The organism is Polyangium jinanense (genome assembly GCF_028435365.1).
Map to the genome: position 1 here is coordinate 48,615 of NZ_JAGTJJ010000018.1, position 18,846 is coordinate 67,460.

Annotated in this window: 17 protein-coding genes; 11 read left to right on the forward strand and 6 right to left on the reverse strand. The window is 69.0% G+C overall.

Annotated features, from left to right (window positions below; all coding sequences use genetic code 11):
* The first annotated feature begins 13 nt into the window (after positions 1-13).
* Both KEG57_RS26570 and KEG57_RS26575 read left to right on the forward strand, forming a co-directional pair.
* Entirely contained in the window at positions 14-274 is a 261-nt protein-coding gene (locus KEG57_RS26570; RefSeq protein ID WP_272458880.1) for a hypothetical protein, read from the forward strand.
* A 628-nt stretch (positions 275-902) separates the two neighbouring features.
* Positions 903-1,559 carry a hypothetical protein gene (locus KEG57_RS26575; protein WP_272458881.1) on the forward strand — a complete coding sequence of 219 codons (657 nt, stop codon included), beginning with the start codon at positions 903-905 and terminating at the stop codon, positions 1,557-1,559.
* Here KEG57_RS26575 and KEG57_RS26580 read toward each other — a convergent pair.
* The gene (locus tag KEG57_RS26580) at positions 1,512-3,293 is read right to left on the reverse strand and encodes a hypothetical protein (RefSeq protein ID WP_272458882.1); all 1,782 of its coding nucleotides are present in this window, start codon (positions 3,291-3,293) and stop codon (positions 1,512-1,514) included. The genes KEG57_RS26575 and KEG57_RS26580 overlap by 48 nt on opposite strands.
* 46 nt (positions 3,294-3,339) lie before the next feature.
* Between KEG57_RS26580 and KEG57_RS26585 the strand changes: the two genes are divergently transcribed.
* The gene (locus tag KEG57_RS26585; protein ID WP_272458883.1) at positions 3,340-4,746 is read left to right on the forward strand and encodes a hypothetical protein; all 1,407 of its coding nucleotides are present in this window, start codon (positions 3,340-3,342) and stop codon (positions 4,744-4,746) included.
* Positions 4,747-4,834: 88 nt separating this feature from the next.
* Here the strand turns inward: KEG57_RS26585 and KEG57_RS26590 are convergent, their stop codons facing one another.
* Positions 4,835-5,338: an acyl-CoA thioesterase gene (locus KEG57_RS26590; RefSeq protein ID WP_272427169.1), complete on the reverse strand. Its 504-nt coding sequence runs from the start codon at positions 5,336-5,338 to the stop codon at positions 4,835-4,837.
* A 159-nt stretch (positions 5,339-5,497) separates the two neighbouring features.
* Between KEG57_RS26590 and KEG57_RS26595 the strand changes: the two genes are divergently transcribed.
* Complete coding sequence (locus KEG57_RS26595; protein WP_272427168.1) at positions 5,498-6,643, forward strand: ABC transporter substrate-binding protein; 1,146 nt, start codon at positions 5,498-5,500, stop codon at positions 6,641-6,643.
* Here the strand turns inward: KEG57_RS26595 and KEG57_RS26600 are convergent, their stop codons facing one another.
* Both KEG57_RS26600 and KEG57_RS26605 read right to left on the reverse strand, forming a co-directional pair.
* Complete coding sequence (locus tag KEG57_RS26600) at positions 6,644-7,801, reverse strand: outer membrane beta-barrel protein (RefSeq protein ID WP_272458884.1); 1,158 nt, start codon at positions 7,799-7,801, stop codon at positions 6,644-6,646.
* Positions 7,798-9,723: a hypothetical protein gene (locus KEG57_RS26605; RefSeq protein WP_272458885.1), complete on the reverse strand. Its 1,926-nt coding sequence runs from the start codon at positions 9,721-9,723 to the stop codon at positions 7,798-7,800. The genes KEG57_RS26600 and KEG57_RS26605 overlap by 4 nt, the downstream gene beginning before the upstream one ends.
* Positions 9,724-9,786: 63 nt before the next feature.
* Between KEG57_RS26605 and KEG57_RS26610 the strand changes: the two genes are divergently transcribed.
* Positions 9,787-10,617, forward strand: a complete 831-nt coding sequence (locus KEG57_RS26610) for a homocysteine S-methyltransferase family protein (RefSeq protein ID WP_272427165.1) — start codon at positions 9,787-9,789, stop codon at positions 10,615-10,617.
* A gap of 3 nt (positions 10,618-10,620) precedes the next feature.
* Here the strand turns inward: KEG57_RS26610 and KEG57_RS26615 are convergent, their stop codons facing one another.
* A complete protein-coding gene (locus KEG57_RS26615; RefSeq protein WP_272427164.1) occupies positions 10,621-11,856 on the reverse strand; it encodes an acetyl-CoA C-acetyltransferase in 1,236 nt (411 codons plus the stop codon).
* A gap of 105 nt (positions 11,857-11,961) precedes the next feature.
* Between KEG57_RS26615 and KEG57_RS26620 the strand changes: the two genes are divergently transcribed.
* The 3 genes from KEG57_RS26620 (at position 11,962) to KEG57_RS26630 (ending at position 14,452) form a co-directional block, all read left to right on the forward strand.
* The gene (locus KEG57_RS26620; protein WP_272427163.1) at positions 11,962-13,320 is read left to right on the forward strand and encodes a DUF2330 domain-containing protein; all 1,359 of its coding nucleotides are present in this window, start codon (positions 11,962-11,964) and stop codon (positions 13,318-13,320) included.
* A gap of 65 nt (positions 13,321-13,385) precedes the next feature.
* Positions 13,386-14,003 (forward strand): TetR/AcrR family transcriptional regulator, encoded by a 618-nt coding sequence (locus KEG57_RS26625; RefSeq protein WP_272427162.1) that lies wholly within the window; start codon positions 13,386-13,388, stop codon positions 14,001-14,003.
* Positions 14,000-14,452: a PaaI family thioesterase gene (locus KEG57_RS26630; RefSeq protein WP_272427161.1), complete on the forward strand. Its 453-nt coding sequence runs from the start codon at positions 14,000-14,002 to the stop codon at positions 14,450-14,452. The genes KEG57_RS26625 and KEG57_RS26630 overlap by 4 nt, the downstream gene beginning before the upstream one ends.
* Positions 14,453-14,462: 10 nt before the next feature.
* Here the strand turns inward: KEG57_RS26630 and KEG57_RS26635 are convergent, their stop codons facing one another.
* A complete protein-coding gene (locus KEG57_RS26635; protein ID WP_272427160.1) occupies positions 14,463-15,416 on the reverse strand; it encodes a hypothetical protein in 954 nt (317 codons plus the stop codon).
* A gap of 101 nt (positions 15,417-15,517) precedes the next feature.
* On the opposite strand from KEG57_RS26635, the gene KEG57_RS26640 reads away from it, so the two are divergent.
* The 3 genes from KEG57_RS26640 to KEG57_RS26650 all read left to right on the forward strand — a co-directional run bounded on the left by KEG57_RS26640 (position 15,518) and on the right by KEG57_RS26650 (position 18,846).
* Positions 15,518-16,933, forward strand: coding sequence for a serine/threonine-protein kinase (locus tag KEG57_RS26640; RefSeq protein WP_272427159.1), 1,416 nt, complete (start codon positions 15,518-15,520; stop codon positions 16,931-16,933).
* A gap of 186 nt (positions 16,934-17,119) precedes the next feature.
* The gene (locus KEG57_RS26645; protein ID WP_272427158.1) at positions 17,120-18,097 is read left to right on the forward strand and encodes a hypothetical protein; all 978 of its coding nucleotides are present in this window, start codon (positions 17,120-17,122) and stop codon (positions 18,095-18,097) included.
* Positions 18,094-18,846, forward strand: coding sequence for a glycerophosphodiester phosphodiesterase (locus KEG57_RS26650; RefSeq protein WP_272427157.1), 753 nt, complete (start codon positions 18,094-18,096; stop codon positions 18,844-18,846). Before KEG57_RS26645 ends, KEG57_RS26650 begins: the two co-directional genes overlap by 4 nt.

The window sequence follows — 18,846 nt, forward strand, 5'->3', positions numbered from 1 at the left end:
GTACCGTCGCCCCATGATCCCTGGAAAAACCGTCCAACTCCCGACCGAGCTGCTCGCACGTTATGACCGCTTCGCGGAACACGAGAACGAGGCGCGGCAGCGCGCCGGCCTGGGCCCGATCTCCGGGCTCGATCTCCTCCACGTCGTCGCGGCGCGCTTCGCCGGGCTCCCGACACCGCATGACGTCGACCTCGACGCGATTCGTGCCCGGGAGGGGTTGTCCGCGGACATGTGGACCCCGCCGAACCCGCCGGTCGGGAAGCCCCCCACGTGAGCCTTGCTCTGGCGTCCGCAGTTTTGCACGGGGTGGCTTGCGTGCTCTGCCTCGTGTACGCGTATGCCCGGCGAGCCTCCCCGGAGCGACAAGCAGCGTACGTCCTCGCTTTGGTTTGGTGTACGTGGTTCGGGCTGTCCGTTCTGCACGACTTCATCGTGCGCGCGATCCCGTCGCCCGAGATCGAACCTGTCTTGAGCCGCAAAACACTCGTCCTCCTGAACGTAGAACGCTCCATCTATCTCGCGTGGCCCGCTGGGATCCTCGCGTGGGTTCGCTGGACGTTCCGACGTAGCAACCCTTGGCCGATCGTGCTCGCGTGGCTTGCAGCATCGATCCTCCCCATCGTCGTTCACCCAGCGCTCAAAGGTCGCGCATGGTTTCCGTACGCCGGCGCCATCCACCTCGCCGCGCTCGGCGGTGAAATAACCGCTTTCGTGTCATGGGCTCGCCTTCGTGAGCCGCCGCGTCCATGGCATTCGGTCGCGATCGTCGCGATCCCGATGTGCGCTTTTCCTGCGATTCCGTTCTTCGCTTCCGACGAGGCCCGGGCGGGGTACCTCCTGTGGGTGCTCCGTGGGCTCGTCGCCCTTCATTTGGCATGTATCGCTGTTCTCGGAGGGGATTTATGGAATCAACTCTCACGTGGATCTTCGCGCTCGTGATGGCGAGCTTGGCCCTCGCAGTGCCGATCTTTTTGCAGCGACGCGCGGACGCAAAAATCCGCGCGCTCTCGGACGACCGCTCCCGCATCCTCGACCGGGAACGCGAGCTCGCATCTCGCTTCCTGGCCGAACAAAAGGCGCATGCAGCGGCGCGCGCAGAGCTCGCCGCCATCGAGGAAGACCGGGCGCAGCTCCTCGCAGATCTCGATCACCGGCATCGTCGCATCGCGGACGCGCTCACGCGGATCGCCGCAGCCGTCGAGCACCAGGAGAGCGAGCTCGAACGCTACGCCGCAGCGGGCGCAGAGAGCATTCTCTCCCGCTTCCCGGACCTGCCCAACCACCCCGACCGCGGGCTCGGCGGGACGCTCGGCGCTCTCATGACGGTTCAAAGCTACTGCAACGCGGCCCTCTTGCGGCAAATCCGCCACGCCGAAGAGACGATGACCGAAGAGGAGCTTTTGGTGAACGTGATCCCGTTTGCCCCCGGATCAGGAAGGCGCGCGGCCGCGGAAAGTGGCGCACCGAGCCTCGGGCCGACCTCGGACCAGCCGAGCTCCCCGACCGTGGAATCACTCCCCGCGTTCACGCCCCCGGCGTCGACGCCCGCGAGCGCCTGAACCCAGGAGCGCGAGCGCGAGGAGCCCGACGGCCGCAGGAAGCCCCTTTGAATCGGACTGTCCGGCCAGGCCGCACGAGCATCCCTCCCCTGCCCCGGGATCGCGTCCGCCGCCGCTTCCGCTTCCGCCGCCGCTTCCGCCTCCGCTTCCGCCTCCGCCGCCGCTTCCGCCTCCGAAATCGATCACGACCTCGGCCTTCGAGACGACGAACGGCGGCGATGCGCCCACCGATTCATAGATGGCGAGTAGCTCCTGCCCGCTCGAATCCGTGACGTTGGCCTCCGCCAGATGCTCGACGTATTTTCGCGTGATCGGTTGATACAGCACCCGCGCGGAAAGCTTCCTCTCTCCCGTCACCCCCGCCGGCGCCGTCACCGTGAACGTCGCCTCGTCCCAGGAGCGTACGCCTCCCGCGCCGTCTCCGTAATCGATCTCGCCCGTCGGTCGCGTCGTGGTCGTCGGGACGAACCCCTTCGGCGGAATGCGTGTATCCGAAAGGATCATGTCATGCCGCGCGAGATCCTCCCCCGGCTCGGCCGCCGATCCATTCCAGCGCCCATGCTGCGCGCGGTACACCCGCGTCGGCGGCGACGCCTCGATCTCCCCGTTCGCCGCGTCGTACCCGCCCAGCAGAAACGTCTCCTCTCCCGTCGAATCGACGAGCGCGAGCGCAATCCACGCGCGGCGGCCCTCCGCATACCCCGTCGGGAACTTGTGCCCGCTGAGGTTCTCCACGCGCACCGTGACCCCAAAAGGCTCGCCGGGCGCAGCCGAGGCGGGCGTGCTCGTGATGTCGATGTTTGCGGCCGCGGCGAGCGTCTCCTCCGTACGCGCGAGGGCCAGCGCGAAGGCGTCCGGGAACGCCGCGGCGCGCGCGGGGTCCTTGGCCATGACGGCGCGAATGCCGAAGAGGTTTCCGCCGGCAAACACGTGATCCCGCGGGTCCGTGCGAAGCGGCGCGATGGGGACGGTCGCGACGGGGAATCGTCCCGACGTGCGGCGGGTATGGCAATCGACGCAGCTTTGCCCGCCCGGCTGGGCATAGGCGCTCTGCGTCCATTCTTCGTACGTGGTATCCAGCGGAAACGCGAGGGCCGTCTCCACGCCGTCCGCGTCACGCAATCGCCGCCCAGGGTTCGTCACCTGGTGGCATTGCCCGCAAAACGCCGAGCTCGAAAGCGCGACATCCTCGGCCGTCCCGTGCACCTCTGCCACGCTGTCGGCATAAGGGCCCCGTTTGTCGAGGTTGTCGTCGTACACGATCTGCGCATCGCCGCGGTAATACGGCGCCTCGGGCGGGCCCGAGGGCACGGCGCGGTGGCAGGTGTCGCAGCCGACGCCTTGCATGTCGACGGCATCGAACGCGCTCCCGTCCGGCGGGGTCGCGTGTCCCCGGACGAACGCGATCGGAGAATGGCAACGCAAGCAAAACGTGCCCACGCCGGGTTCGTCCTGGTTCGCGATCGAAAGCGCCGCGCGAAAGATGGGATCTCGCGCAGCGTTTCCCATCATGGTGCCGGCCCACCCGTCGTGCGGGAGGTACGTGCGGTCTCCGTCGTGACCACCGCCATGGCATAACGCGCAGCCGTCGGCCCCCTCGAACAGGCTGCCCTGGCCGAGCTCTCCGGGCTTCGTGCCCGCGAGGTCCTCGAAGCCAGCGGACGCGGAGGCGGGGAGCACGAGCGGGAGGAGGGCGGCGAGCGCGACGCGGGCGAACCCTCGGAGGTCCGGCATGCCGTGCTTTGTAGCACGGGCTCGGCTTGTGATAGCGTCGGCGATCATGCGTCACGCCCGGACGACCTCGTTTGCCTTTCTGTCCATCGTCACGCTCGCCGCTTCGATCTTCGGGGTCGCGACCACGGAGTCCGGGTGCGCCAGCGCGACGCCTTGCGAGATCAACAGCGACTGCATCGAGGGCGCGTGCATCGCCGGCGAGTGCAAGCGCGAGTGCGCCGACACCGAGCGCGACTGCGAGGCCGGATTCCGGTGTTATGCCGGGCAGTGTTTGCCCGACGAGGGCCAGGGCGGCGCCGGGCCCGGCACCGGCGGTATGGGCGGCGTGGGCGGCATGGGCGGCATGGGCGGCGCCGGCGGAATGGGCGGCGCGACGAGCTCGAGCGCTTCATCCGGCGCGAGCTCGTCCTCGAGCAGCAGCGCATCGTCGAGCAGCGCTTCGAGCGGCTCCGGGGGCGGGGGCGGCGGGCCGACGAAGGGCGAGCTCGATCTTTGCGCGGCCGACGGCGAATGCGAGGCGGGGCTCACGTGCGAGCCGATGTGGAAGAACGGGCCGAAGCGCTGCACGCGCGCCTGCATCGCGGACGGCGGCTGCCCGAGCGGGATGCGCTGCAGCGCCGTGGGCGCCGAGAAATATTGCACGACGAGCGACGTGGGGAAGGCGTGCGCGAACGCCTCGACCTGCAATTTCGGCTGCCTCGAAGGCCCGGGGTATTGCACGGTGGCGTGCGCGACGGGATCGGATTGCCCGAACGGATACGGGTGCATGCCCGTCGGCAACCCGCCCACGAAGGTTTGTGTGAAGGCCGAGGCGTATTGCGAATCCGGAAACACGTCCGCCTGTATCGTGCCCGCCGCGTGTGATACGAGCTCGCTGCTCGTCGGGGCCTGCACGCTCGCGTGCACGACGAACGCCGATTGCCCGCAGCGGGCCTCGCTGCTCGCGCCCTGGACCTGCTCGAACGGCCTCTGCACGCGGCCGCCCGACGTGTACGGTCCGATGCCCGGCGGGAGCGTGCCCACGGAATGGCATTGTGATCCGTTCGGCAACGCCGTGAACCTCTGCAACGACGCCCAGCACATGAACTTCCAGGCGTTCACGATCCCGCCCCCGCCGGCCGTGAACTGCGCCTCGTCCGTCACGTTCCAGGGCCAGGCCGGCGACGCGTGCGTGAATTCGTGCCGGTATCAGGGCGCCTGCGCCTTTGGTTATTCCTGTACGGCCGTGGGCAACATCCAGGGCGGGCGCATCGGCCTCTGCCTGCCCACGGGCGCGGGCGAGGTGGGCGCAGCCTGCGCGAACGACACGCAATGCGTGTTCGGGCATTGCAATAGCGGCAAATGCAGCCGCGATTGCACGGCCGACGGCGTCTGTCCGAATGGAACGACGTGCACCAACGCTGGCGGTGCCTCGCCGAACGTGGAGGGGATGCCGTTCCGGAGGTGCCTGTGAGCGTTGGGCCGCCCCTCGGCGCGCCCCGCTCGCGCGTGACCGTCGGACGTCGAACCTTTGGACGTCCAACGTTTGGATGCCCGAGCGATCAGAGCGTGTCGCGCGCGTCGGGATCGATCCTGCGGATCGCGTCGCGGATCACGTCCGGGATGGGGGCGGGCCGGTTCGTGCTCGAGGCAACCAGCACCACGACGGCGCTCCCGGTCGCCACGATGGCCTGCTGGGACGTCGAGGTCACGCGGTAGTCCATGGTCAGGCTCGTGCGGCCGAGGCGGGTCGTCCTGCCCTCGACGCGCACCGTGTCGGGCCAGAAGACAGGGCGGAGGAAGTCGGCGGTGGTCGAGGCGAGCACAGCCTTCTGCGTCGCGTCGCTCGACATGTCGACGCCGATCAAGCGCAGGTAGGCGAGCCGTGCCTCCTCGAACCAGGCGAAGTAGCGCGTGTTGTTGACGTGCCCGATCACGTCGAGATCGCCCCAGAGCACGGAGATCTCCTGGCAAACGGAGAACCGCGTGCCCGCCGCGGGAGCGGGGGGCGCGAAGGTCGTGGAGCTGCGCCCGGTGGGCTTCTCGAAGCGATCGGTAGAAGACAAGGCGACCTCGTGGATCAGATGCCGGGTTCGCCTGCCGTCAGCGCCCCCCGCGAGTAGAGAGAGCGTGGCTGCGTAGTTTCCGCGGCGTCAAGCCTGTGGCATGCTCCGCCGCAGGGAGTAGCGAGGACCATGCTCGGACGACGTCGTTGGATCGGGACTGTGGCCGGCCTTTGTTTGCTGTCGGCGCTCGGGGTGGGATGCGGCAAGAAGGAAAACGGTGGCGTGGGCCCAGAGCCTGCCTCGAACGAGTGGAAGGTGGGCGCCTACCTCAGCCTCTCCGGCGCCGAGACGCAGTTCGGTAAGGACACGCAGGAGGGCACCGAGCTCGCGGTCGAGGAGATCAACGCGAAGGGCGGCGTGAAGGGCAAGAAGGTCCGCGTGCTCTTCGAGGACGACAAGTCGAACCCGCAGGAGGCCTCGAACAAGGTCCTGCAGCTCATCAACCGCGACAAGGTCGTCGCGCTGCTCGGCGAGGTCGCGTCGTCGCGCTCCAAGGCCGCCGGCATCGTGGCGAACAAGAACAAGATCCCGATGATCTCGCCCTCGTCGACGAACCCGGACGTGACGAAGGTCGGCCCGTTCGTCTTCCGCGTCTGCTTCACGGACGACGTGCAGGGCCAGATGGGCGCGCGGTTCGTCAAGAACAAGCTGAACAAGAACAAGTTCGCGCTGCTCTACGCCTCGGACGACCTCTACTCGTCGGGGCTCGCGAACGAGTTCAAGAACGAGGCGAAGAAGCTCGGCATGACCATCGTGGCCGAGAAGAGCTTCCTCAAGAGCGAGACGAACTTCACGACGTACCTGAACGAGATCAAGAGCGCCGAGCCCGAGGTGATCTACGCGCCGGTCTACTACAACGCGATGGTGCCGATCGCGCGGCAGGCGAAGGCCGCGGGGATCCCGGGGAACATGTTCGTCGGCGGCGACGGCTGGCACTCGGACTCGCTCGTGACCGACGCGGGCGAGGAGATGGAGGGCGCGTACTTCACGAACCACTTCTCCCCGGACATGCCGTCGCCGAGCTCGCAGACGTTCGTGAAGAAGTACGTGGAGAAGTACAAGCGCGAGCCGAGCGCACTCGCGGCGCAAGGCTACGACTCGGCGATGCTGCTCTTCGACGCGATGGGCCGCGCGAAGGGCGATACGCCCGAGGCCATCCGCGACGCGATCGCCGAGACGAAGGATTTCCCGGGCGCGACGGGCTCGATCACCATCGACGCGAACCGCAACGCCGAGAAGCCCATCGTGATCGTGCAGGTCAAGGGCAAGAAGTTCACGTACTTCGACACCGTCTCCGTGAAGTGATCAGAACCAGGCGGTCGCGCCGAGCGTGATCGAGGTCTGGGCGCGGGCATTCGGGACGAAAGGATCGTCCGGCGTGCCCGCGCCACGCACGGCGCCGCGGAAAAACACGTCGCCCGCGGCGGCGTCGTGGCGGAGTTCCAGCATGACGGCGAGGTCGTCGCGCGGGCGGACGTCGACCGTGAAGGTGCCGGAGGCCATCCAAGGGACGGGCCAGAAGATCGCGGACGCCTCGCCGCGCGCGCTCCTCGCGCGCCATTCGCGGAAGACGTCGCCCCGCGCCCCGAGGTGGACCGGCCCCACGGCGCGCAAACGGGCGTAAAGCGCAGCCGCGGCCCAGCCGCTCCGGCCGAAGTGGTTCACCTCGAAGCCGACGTCGCCGTGCAGGGCGAGCGTGAGGCGATCGAACCACGTGGCGCGGGCCCAGGCGTCGACGAGATGGCGAAACGGTCGTCCCTCGGGCGCGCCCTCGCCGCGCTCGACGCCGCCGAAATAAAGAAGAGCCCCGGACAAACGCTCGTTTTCGTACGCGAGCTGCGCGGAGACGGACTTTTCGGTGTTGTTGTCGACGACGCTGTTCCAGCCATTGTAGGCGGCGAGCGTGAGCTTGAAGCGTGGGGAGAGCGGGTACGTGGCGCGCACGCCGGTGTGGTAAAACGGCAGGCCGAAGAAGAGGTTCGAGCGCGAAAAATGGCCGTTGTCCTTGACGGCCATGCCCTCGATGCCAATGGGCGAGAGGAAGAGCCCGGCTTTCACGGTGAGGCCGCGGTCGATCGGAATGCGATACCCGACGTGCGCCTCCTGGAGGTATTTCCAGGTCGTCTCCGCATTACTTGCGGAGGTGCCGGGCGCGCCGGGAAGCGAGGGTTCGGCGAGGTAATACGTGTTCGGCGTGTGGCCGATCTGCAAGACGATCCGCGCGCTCGCCGCGCCACGCTCCCAGTCGCCGCCGAGCGCGACGTTGGCGAGCGTGAACGAGGCGTGCCGGTTGTCGAAGCCTCGATAATGGGTGATGCCATTCGACGGCGCGCCGAGGTTGTACTGGAAAAACCCCTCGACGTATCCCGTGGGCGCGAAACGACCGAGGTCGGGGCCGGAGGCGGCGGCGGGATGTGCGGCCAGGACAACCGCGAGAAGGGCGCCGGCGCCGCGCAGGTTCACGAAGGCACCACGAGCTCACGCTTGGCGGCGCGCGCCGCCTCGGCTTCGGCGAGGGCCTCCTCTTCGGCACGCGCGTCTCGATCGTTCGTCGCTTCGAGGGGCGTGTCCTCAGGCGTCCGTTCGAGCGCGGTAAGCGCGCCCGGTGCGACGGTCTCCATCCAACGTCGCATCGGCGCGTACGTGCGGAGCTCGCGCTTGATCCGCGGGATCTCTCCAGCGCCGGCCGTCTCCGGGTTCGTCGCGGCACGCACGACATCGACGAGCAATTCGTCGCGCGCGGAGAGCGGCAGATCGAGCCCCGCCCGCGTGGCGAGCTCCGCGGCGCTCCTTAGATCTCCCTGCCGGATGCGCGAGAGCAGCCGCACGCGGAAGAGGGCGCGGCTCTTGTACGGGTACGCCGGGGGCAACGAGGCGAGCTCGGCTTCGGCCTCCGCGTGTCGATCCATGGCCGCGAGGAGGAAGGCGCGCTCGCTGATCAGATCGGGCAGGAGGATGTCGGAGGCCGAGATGCGGATCGCGTACTTCACGAGCCGCGCGAGGCCACGATCGCAGCGATCGAGGGCGCCCCGAAGATCGCTCTGCTTCTCGGCGAGGAGCGCGAGCGCGTGCTCGGCCTGCGCGGCGAGGATCGGGAGGCGGCTCGACGTGAGTCGTTCGAGCGCCGCGCCGCCCTCGGCAAAATTCCCCTTGGCGACGAGGTTCAGCGCGGCGAAGAGACCCTGCGATTCCTTGCGCGCCCGGAGGAACCAGTAGACACGGGTGCCGATCAGCACGGCGAAGACCACGAGGAAGATCAGGCCGAACGGGAGGATCGGATCCATCGGCTCTTCGGGGACGTCTTCGTAGCCGCCCCCGCTCCCCGCGCCCGAGGGCGCGAGCGCGTTATAAACGGCGACAAACACGGCCACGAGCGCGGCCCAGAGCACGACGACCCGGCCGACCTTGCGTACGGCCTTCCTGGGCGCGGCGTTCTTCTCGGCCGCCTTGCGCGCCTCCGCGACGGCCTTTTTCGCGGCCTCGGTGGCCTCGGCCGCGGGCAGCTCGCCGGTCTTCTCCGGGCGTGCACCGCCCACCTCGACGAACGGCGCGGCCTCGGGCACGACCTGCGCGATCCAGTCGGCGAGCGGCGGCTCTTCGCTGTCCGCGTCACGCTTCGCGCCCTTGCGATACACGCTCGTCGCGGTCGTCTCCAGCATGCGCTGGAAGGCCCGGACGATCGTGCGCTCACGGCGATCGGTGGCGTCGAAGAGCAATTCGTGATGCGTGACGAGGTGCTCGCGCAAGGCGTCGCGATCGCCCGATCGTTCGAGCAGGATCGCCTCGGCGAGGGCGGCACGACCGAGCGCTTGCGGCAGGGCGTCGGGGCTTCCGCGGACGACGTCGATGTCCTCGCGCGCGCCCGCGCGATCGCCGCTCGCGGCGCGCAAGAAGGCGCGGATGGCGCGGGCCGCCGCGATCTGGATCCGGATCTGCGCGCGGTGGAGGACGCCGTGCGGGGTCGCGATGGCTCGATCGAGCGCGGCGAGCGCCGCCGGGATGTCGCCCCTGCGCATGCCGATGAGGCCACGCTGCACGGCAGCGACGCATGTCATGAGGGGAGCGGGGCGGCCCTGCTCGACGAGATCGAGGTGCGCCTCGGCCTCGGCGAGGCGGCCGCGGTTGATGAGGTCGAACGAGGTGTTGACGACCTGCACCCCCGCGCCGACCCGGCGACCGACGAGACCGAAGAAGGCGAACACCCCGCCGAGCACGGCGCAGACCGAGACGAGGATCATGCTCCCCGCGGAAGGCAGCCCGGACAGGACGAACAGCGCGAGGCTCAAGACGCCCAGGAGCAGGAGGAGCCCGCCCATGACGACGAGCATCGTGTGGTAGCCATGGGTCGCATGGCGGGGCACGTTTTTCGGGGCAGGTGCGCTCATCGTGGAGGTCGGGCCGGCCGCGGCACTGCCCGCGGCGCGCCTTTGGCTCCATCCTAAGCCGAGATGCGCCCCGCGATGTGCACGATCCTCGACGGACCGATGGGAACGGAGCTCGCCGCGCGCGGCGTGCCCACGCCCGCGCCGCTCTGGAGCGCGCTCGCGCTCGATCGCGCGCCTGAGGTCGTGGCTGCGATCCATCGCGACTACGCGGCGGCGGGCGCGACGGTGCACACGGCGAACACGTTCCGGACCAAGCGGAGGAGCGCGGGCGAGCGCTGGGAGGAGCTCGCGCGGAGGGCGGTCGTGATCGCGCGGGAGAGCGTGCCGCCGGGGCATCGGATCGCGGGGAGCGTGGCGCCGCTCGAGGATTGTTACAGGCCGGATCTCTCCCCGACGAACCCTCGTCCCGAGCACCGTGAGCTTTGCGAGGTGCTCGCGGATGCGGGGGTGGATCTGATCCTCTGCGAGACGTTCCCGCACGTCGGCGAGGCGCTCATAGCGGTGGAGGAGGCTTTGCGGACGGGTTTGCCCGTGTGGGTGGCGTTCACCGCGGGGCCGGATGCGGATTTGCTGACGCCGGCGGAGGTCCTCGCGGGCGCGCGGGAAGCCGCGGAGCGGGGGGCGAGCGCCGTGCTCATCAATTGCACGAAGGCGACCCGGACCTTGCCGTACGTGGAAAAACTCGCCGAGGTGGGGATTCCTTTCGGTGTTTATGCGAATGCGGGCGCCGTGCAGGAGGGCATTGGTTGGGGGGAGGCTGCGCGCGGAGCGGAGCTTTATGCGGAGCTCGCGGAAGCGTGGATCCAGGCAGGGGCGACGATCGTCGGCGGGTGCTGCGGGACGGGCCCGCAGCACGTGCGGGCGATCGCGGATCGAATGCGGGCGAAAGGCTGAACCTCAGACCCGTTCGAGGATCGTGGCGATGCCCTGACCGCCGCCGATGCACAAGGTCACGAGCGCGGTTTGCGCGTCGCGACGCTCGAGCTCGTCGAGGGCGGTGCCGAGCAGCATCGCGCCGGTCGCGCCGAGCGGGTGGCCGAGCGCGATGGAGCCGCCGTTGACGTTCACGCGATCCGGGTCGATCCCGAGCGCGCGCGTCGTTTGCAACGCGACGCCCGCGAAGGCCTCGTTGATCTCCCACAGGTCGATGTCACGCGCCTCCATGCCCGCGGCGCGCAGCGCTTTCAGGCTCGCCGGCGTGGGCGCCGTGAGCATGATGAGCGGCTCGGTCCCGACGGTCGCCATCGAACGGATCCGGGCGCGTGGCTTCACGCCTTTCGCCTTCACGTACTGCTCCGAGGCGAGCACCACCGCCGCGGCCCCGTCGACGATGCCGCTCGAATTGCCCGCCGTATGGAAGTGCCGGATCTCCTTCGCCTGCGGGTATGCGGCCAGCGCGATCTGATCGAGCGTCTCGCCGTTCGGACCGGCCCCCGCGCTGCCGAGCGCGACGAACGAGGGCTCGAGCGCGGCGAGCCCCTCGGCCGTCGTGTTCGGCCGGGGAAACTCGTCCTGCACGAGGAGCGTCGCGCCCGTCTTCGGATCCGTCACCGGGATCAGCGATTTCGCGAATCGCTTCTCCTGGATGGCGCGCGCCGCGTTCTTTTGAGAACGCAAGGCCACGGCGTCGATGTCCTCACGCGTAAAACCTTCCAGCGTGGCGATCAGATCGGCGCTGATGCCCTGGGGGACCTGGAAGACGCGCTTGCGGAGCTCGAGGTTGCCGCCGTCCTGCCCGCCGCCGTCGGAGCCCATGGGGACACGCGACATGCTCTCCACGCCGCCGGCGACGACGAGGTCCATCGCGCCCGAGCCGACCGCCATGGCGCCGAAGTTCACCGCCTGGAGGCCCGAGCCGCAGAAGCGGTTGAGCGACACGCCTGGTATCTCCTCAGGCCACCCTGCTGCGAGCACCGCGTTGCGGGCGAGGTTCGCGCCTTGTTCGCCGACCTGCGAGACGATGCCCGCCATCACGTCTTCGACCTCGCGAGGATCAAATCCGGTACGCTGCGGAAGCGCCCGGAGCACCTGCGCGAGCAGTTCCTGCGGGTGGACGCCCGAAAGCGCCCCCTTCCCAGCCTTGCCGCGCCCTCGCGGCGTCCGTGCGGTGTCGATGATGTAGCTCGTTCCCATGTGGTCGCTCCCTTCGTATGACGTTCATCATATGATAATCATCATGTGTCCTGTCAAGGCGGCGTCGACGACGCCGTGCGGACCTCTTGCCTTGGAGACGTCGCGATGAAGCTCTTTCGTGCTCTCGTTTTGTCCCTCCCGCTGCTCGCCGCGCCCGTCCTTCGCGCGGGTGATGCAGAGGCTTGCGGCGGCTGCATCATCAGCCAATCCGAGTCCACGCAGGTCTCGAGCCACCGGATGATCCTCTCGATCTCCCAGCAGCAGACGACCCTCTGGGATCAGATCACCTACGCAGGCGAACCCTCGTCCTTCGCGTGGGTGCTGCCCATCAAGGGTGAGGTCGAGGTCGGGCTCTCGTCGGACGCCCTGTTCGGGATGCTCGATCAGTGGACGCGCGTGGAGATCCTCTCGCCCACCATCACCTGCACGCTGCCGCCGGGTTGCTTCGGCGGCTTCGACGGGGGCGTGGGCTTCGCGAGCAGCAGCAGCACGGGCGGCGGCGGCGTCGTGGTCATCGCCGAGGAGGTCGTGGGGCCTTACGCGACCGTACAGCTCAAGTCGCAAGACCCGAACGCGCTGACGAACTGGCTCACGATGAACGGCTACAACATCCCGCCCGACATCGCGCCGATCATCAACGCGTACGTGCAGGAGGGGTTCGACTTCCTCGCGCTCAAGCTCGTGCCCGGCCAGGGCGTCAACGCGATGCGCCCCGTGCGTGTCACCGGGCCCGGCGCGTCGCTCTCTCTGCCGCTGCGCATGGTCGCCGCGGGGACGGGTGCCACGACCCCGATCTCCCTCTGGGTGATGGGCGAAGGCCGGTACGAGCCGAAGAACTTCCCGCGCTTCGAGATCGGCGTCTCGGATCTCGTGTGGAACTGGGACACGGAATCGAGCAACTACAAAGAGCTCCGGCAAAACAACTTCGACGCGTCCGGCGGCAAGGCGTGGCTGATCGAGACGGCCGCGCCCTTCTCGAAGTACTTCGCCGAGGGCCTCCTCAACACGGCCCAAAACGACCCGGCGAACAGCGGATACGGGGACGATCCCGCAGGGCCGACCGCGCTGGAGGAGTGCCAGGCCGACCTCGACAAACTGTACGGCACGATCGACGACCAGAATCTGTGGGTGACGCGCATGTACGCGGAGCTCTCGCGTCCGGCGCTCGCGGCCGATCTCGTCGTGGGCGCGGCGGCGGAGCAGGTGAACGTCGAACGTTACCTTCAGGTTTCGAAGACCGCGGGTACGCCCCCGCCCTGCCCGCCGCCGCCACCGGGGTGCGAGGGCGCAGGAGGCGCAGGAGGGGCCGCGGGTGCAGGCGGAAACGGGAGCGGAAACGGGAACGGAAACGGGGACAGCGGCGGAGGATGCGCCGTCAGCGGCGCGTCGAGCTTGCCCGGAGCGCTCGCCCTCCTCGGCGGCGCGGCGCTCGTGTCCGCCGTGCGCCGCCGCCGCCGCCCTTGACGGCCGCTCGCTCGGTTCCTGCCCGCGAGGTTGACATGATGAATGTCATATGACATTCATCATGCATGAAGAAGGAGCCCCTCTCCAAGGCCGATCGCTGGGAGCGCACGCACGAGACGTTGCGGCTCACGGCGGCGCGTCTTTTGCGCACGCGAGGCCTCAGGCTGCCGTCGGTGGCCGACGTCATGAAGGGCGCGAAGCTCACGGTCGGCGGCTTTTACGGGCACTGGGAGAGCAAGGAGGCGCTCTTCGAGGAAGCCCTGCGCGACGCGCTGCGGAACAACTGGTCCGAGCTCGTACAAGAGTCGCGCGGGGAGACGGCGAAGGAACGGCTCACGTGGATCCTGCGCCGCTACCTCTCCCGCTCGCACCGTGACAACCCCGAGGCCGGTTGCCCGCTGCCCGCCACGCTCAGCGACATCTCCGTGCTCGGCGCGCCTTATCAGAAGGCGTTCGCCGAGGAGGTCGAGTCGCTCGCCGCGGAGCTCGGCGAGGTGGCCGGGCCGATCGGCGGCAAGCAGCTCGCGCTCGGGCTCTTCGCTTTGATGGTCGGCGGCCTGAGCCTCGCCCGCGCCACGGAGGGGACGCCCCTTTCGGACGCCATTCTCACCGCGAGCCGCGCGCTCGCCTACGCCGCCCTCGATCGCGCCGAGCAAAAGGCCTCGGAGAAGGACGAATCATGACGACGACCGAAGAGACCCCCTGGATGAAGAAGATGCGGGCGATCCTGAAGGGCGCCGAGCCGCCGCCGATCGCCAAGCTGATCGGCTTCGAGCTCGTCGACGTGGGCGCAGGCTCGGCGGTCTTCACGCTGGTCGGCGATCCGAGCAAACACGCGAATCCGATGGGCACGATGCACGGCGGCGTGCTGGTCGATCTCGGCGACGCCGCGATGGGCTTCGCCATGGCGAGCACGCTCGCGGAGGGCGAGAGCTTCACGACGGTGGAGCTCAAAGCGAATTATTTCAAGCCCGTATGGAAATCGCGCCTGCGCGCCGAGGCGCGGATGGTGAAGCGGTCGCGGTCGCTCGGGTACATCGAATGCGACATCGTCGACGAGGAGAAGGCGCTCGTATGCCGGCTGGCCAGCACGTGCATGGTGCTGCGCGGCGAAGCGGCTCAGGGTCGCTGAGCCGGTCCGCCTATTGGCAACCGATGCGGGTCGTGGCGAGGGCGACGTCGTCGAACCAGAGATTCATGTCCTGGCCGGCGTAGCTCTCCCATCCGAGCTTCAAATCCGTGACGTTCGGCTTCCAGTTCGGCTTCTGCGTGAGCCATTGCTGGTCCACGTCGGGCGTCGGGGTCCCGTCGATCACGAGGCCCGGGACCTCGGCGCCGTCGACCCAGGTCCGGATCGCGCCCGCGGCGCCGTCGACCTGGAACTCGATGCAGCGCCATTGATTCGCCGTGAGCGCGACGCTCATGCCGATGCCCGTGGGGCTGAGCGAGGGCAAGGTCGCGTCGTCGGATTCGCGGTTCCACATGAGGATCTTGCTCTGGCCGCCCATGCGGAGATCCTTGGGGCCGTCGTTCTCGTCGCGCATGGCCATGAACGTCGTGTGGCCGTCGCCCTGCGCGTCCGACATGCGCAGGTAGAAGCGGCCATAGACCACGTCGCCGAGCTCCGCGAACGCCGCGGTATGCGCGATGAAGACGTGATTGCAATAACCGCCCTTGCCCGTCACGAGCACGGAGTTCTTGCCGCTGTGCGCCTGGGTCGCGTCGACGGCGGCCGTGCCGGAGCCCATGCAGTTCGGCATGACGACCGCCCAGCGTGCCGGATCCGGCGCTTCGCCTGCTGTGGCGGCCTCGAAATCGTCGCAAAGGGGCAGATTCGAGCAATCGAACGCGGCGCCGCCCGCGCCGCCCGCGCCACCGGTGCCGCCCGCGCCGCCCGATCCGCCGCTCGCGGAGCTCGAGCTCGACGTGGACATGCCGCCCGCCCCGCCCTGCCCACCGCTACCGCCTTGGCCGCCGCTGCCACCCTGGCCACCGCCGCCCGCGCCGGTTCCACTTCCGCCTTCGTCGCAGGCGACGACCGGGACGGCGAGGACGAGGAACAGAAATACGTGAGGAAGGATCGTTCGTAGGTTCATCAGGGCTGCCTACCAGGGTTTCCCCTGGCAAGCGAGGCCGCCGGACGTACTGAACATTTGCTCATTGCCAACGGTAGGACCGTCGTTTACCTTGGCCCGGCTTGATCGGCGAGACTCTGGGCCAGAAGTACAAGCTCATTTCCCTGCTCGGACGAGGGGGGATGGGCGCCGTCTACGAAGCCGCGCACACCGAGACGGGCGCGCGGGTCGCCGTGAAGGTGCTCCATCACCACCTCGCCGAAGGGGAAGGGCTGCGCCGCTTTCGTCGGGAAGCACAGGCGGTCTCGCGCATCCAGAGTCCGCACATCGTCCGTATCCTCGATACTGGGACCGACGAACCGAGCAGAAACCTTTATTTCGTGACGGAGCTGCTCGAAGGCGAGGACCTGCAGCGGCTCATCGACCGGATCGGCACGCTTTCGCTGCGCGGCGCCCTCGGTATCGCGAGCCAGGTCCTCCGCGGGCTCGCCGCGGCCCACGCGGCGCGCGTGGTGCATCGGGACATCAAGCCGGCAAACCTTTTCCTCGCCCGCGAGCCGAATGGCACGCTGACCGTAAAAATCCTCGATTTCGGCATCGCGAAGGTCCGCGCCGAGCCACTCGGCCTCGGGCAGACGACGGACCTGACGGCCACGGGAAACCTGCTCGGCTCGCCGCTCTACATGTCGCCCGAGCAGGTGCAAAACAGCCGCGATGTGGATCATCGGACGGATCTGTGGTCGCTCGGGTGCGTGCTTTATGCGGCGCTCGCCGGACGGGCGCCCCATCAGCATCTTTCGTCGATCGGGCAGCTCCTCGTGGCCATTTGCGTGACGCCGGCGAGGTCGCTCGTGGAGGTCGCGCCGTGGGTGCCCGCGGATGTGGCCGCGGTCGTCGAGCGCGCACTCGCGATTCCCGCGGAATCGCGGCCCCAGAGCGCCGAGGAGATGCTTTCGGAGCTCGCGAGATTCGTTTCGCCCGGCGAGGTGCTGCGGGAGGATTTGCTGGCGACGGGAGACCGAGCCCGCGGGGTCGTGGGTTCGAGCACGCCGCCGAGCCCGCCTTCGTCGATGTCAACGCCGCGGTTCGTCGTGCCGCCCTCCTCGGAACGGCCGATTCGAGGGGACGAGCCAACGGCATGGGCGGGATCGATCACGGAGATGGCGCCCTCGGAGGGGCCGCGGTCGGCCGCGCGATCGGCGGTGCCAAAACTTCCGACGCGGGTGGCCGGGCGGCACGTGACGGTGGATCCACGCCGATTCCTCGGGGAGCAGAGCGAGCTCTGGACGTTCTCGCTCGACGTGCACACGCACCTTTCGAGTCTGATCGCGCGAATCTGGAAGGCATTACGCCGCGCAGGCGCGAAGGTGCCTCCGATGACGTACGGGACCGAATGGATCCTGTTCGAGCCGCGGACGAAGCGGTTCGTCGAGGACGACCCATGCGAGGGCGGAGAACGTTTGTCCCTGGAGGCCGCGGGGATCCGGCCAGGAGCGGTGCTCTGGGTGATGACGCCCGCCGAGCGCGGTACGGCTTGATCCGAAAGCCCGCTCGTCCGTGCGGCCGGCGAGGCAGGCGGGGCGTCTGTCCCGGCGGGAGCACGGCCTGCTCGGCAAGCGCTCGCTACTTGGTTCCCCGCTCCGAAGCCCCCATGCGTCGATGCGCGAAAAAACGTCCGAGGCGCGCGGTGCTCGGTCGTGGGGGCCGTGCTACCGCTGTCCCGCGTGAGTAAGCCCCGCGATATCGTCGTCGCCACGCACGGCCACTGCTTCGACGGCATGGCGAGCGCCGCCGTGTTCACCCACCTCGCGCGCTCCCTCGCCCCCAGGCAGCCGCTCTCGTTCCGGTACCGCTCGTGCGGCTACGGCCCCGGCATGCAGACGATCCCGGAAGGGTGGCTCGACGGCGAGGAGAACGCGATCCTGGATTTTCGCTACACGAAGAGCACGCGCCTCACGTGGTACTTCGATCACCACATCACCGCGTTCGGCTCGGCCGAGGAGCAACGCGAGGCGCTCGCCTCGGAGGACGCGTCGCACCACGTGTTCTACGAGCCCACGTACGGTTCGTGCACGAAGCTCATCGCAGACGTGGCGAGCAGCCGGTTCGGCATCCGGAGCGAGGCGCTCACGCCGCTCGTCGCCTGGGCCGACGTGATCGACGCGGCCCGTTTTCCCTCGGCGGAAGCGGCAGTCGATCGCGAAGAACCCGTGCTCAAGCTGGCGTCGGTCGTGGAGCACCACGGCGACGGGCCGTTCCTGAAGGACATCGTGCCGCGGCTGCTCGAACGGCCGCTCGAGGAGGTGGCGCGCGGAACGGACATCGCCGAGCTCTTCCGCCCGCTCGGAGCGGCGCGCGAGACGTTCATCCGCCGCGTGAAGCAGGTCGGGACGATGATGGGAAGCGTGGTGTTCGTGGATCTCAGCGACGCGCCGATCGACGCGGCGGCGAAGTTCGTCACGTACGCCCTCTTCCCCGAGGCCGTCTACTCCGTGACGCTCACGCGCCAGAAGCAGCACTGCAAGGTGTCGGTCGGGTACAACCCCTGGTGCGGCAAGGAGCGGCGGCACGACATCGCAGCGATCTGCCGGCGTTACGACGGCGGCGGGCATCCGGTCGTGGGGGCGGCGTCGTTCCCGCTGTCGGAGATCACGCGTGCACGCACCGTGGCGCTCTCGATCGCGCGGGAGCTCGACACGTGAGGTCGCGCGGCGCCCTCGCCTTCCGGCGCGCGAACGGGCGGCCACCGCTCGTGTACGGGCACCGCGGCGTACGCGGGGCGCGGCCGGAGAACACGCTCGCGGCCTTCGAGCTCGCCGCGGAGGAGGGCGCGGACGGGATCGAGCTCGACGTGCGCGTCGATCGGGACGGCGAGCTCGTCGTGCTGCACGATCCGACATTCGAGCGCGTGACGAGCGGCGCGGACACGCGGGCCGCGGCGGATCTGCCATACGAGGAGATCCGGCGGATCGACGTGGGGAGCGGGGAGCGCGCGCCACGGCTCACGGAGGTGCTCGCGCTGGCGCAGGCGCGCAAGCTCTGCGTCAACGTGGAGATGAAGCACGACGTGCCGGATCGAGCGGCCGTGGTGCGAGCAACGGCGCGCAAGCTCGGGGCCTTCGATCCACGCGTGCCGGTGATCGTGTCGTCGTTCGATCCGCGCATGGTCGCGGCGCTCGGCACGCTCGCGCCGCGGATCCCGCGGGCGCTCCTGGTGCATCGCACGCGCTGGTCGCGGGCCGCGCTCGAGCTCGCCCGGGGCCTCGCGCAGGCAGCGCACGTGGAGCGGATCCTCACGCAAGGCAGCACGGTGCGGCGGCTCTTGCAGAGCGGGCTCGTGGTGAACGTGTGGACGGTGAACGACACGCGCGAGGCGATGGATCTCGCAGCGCTCGGCGTCGACGGGATCATCACGGACGTGCCGGGGCTCGTCCGCGGGGCGCTTGGGTAG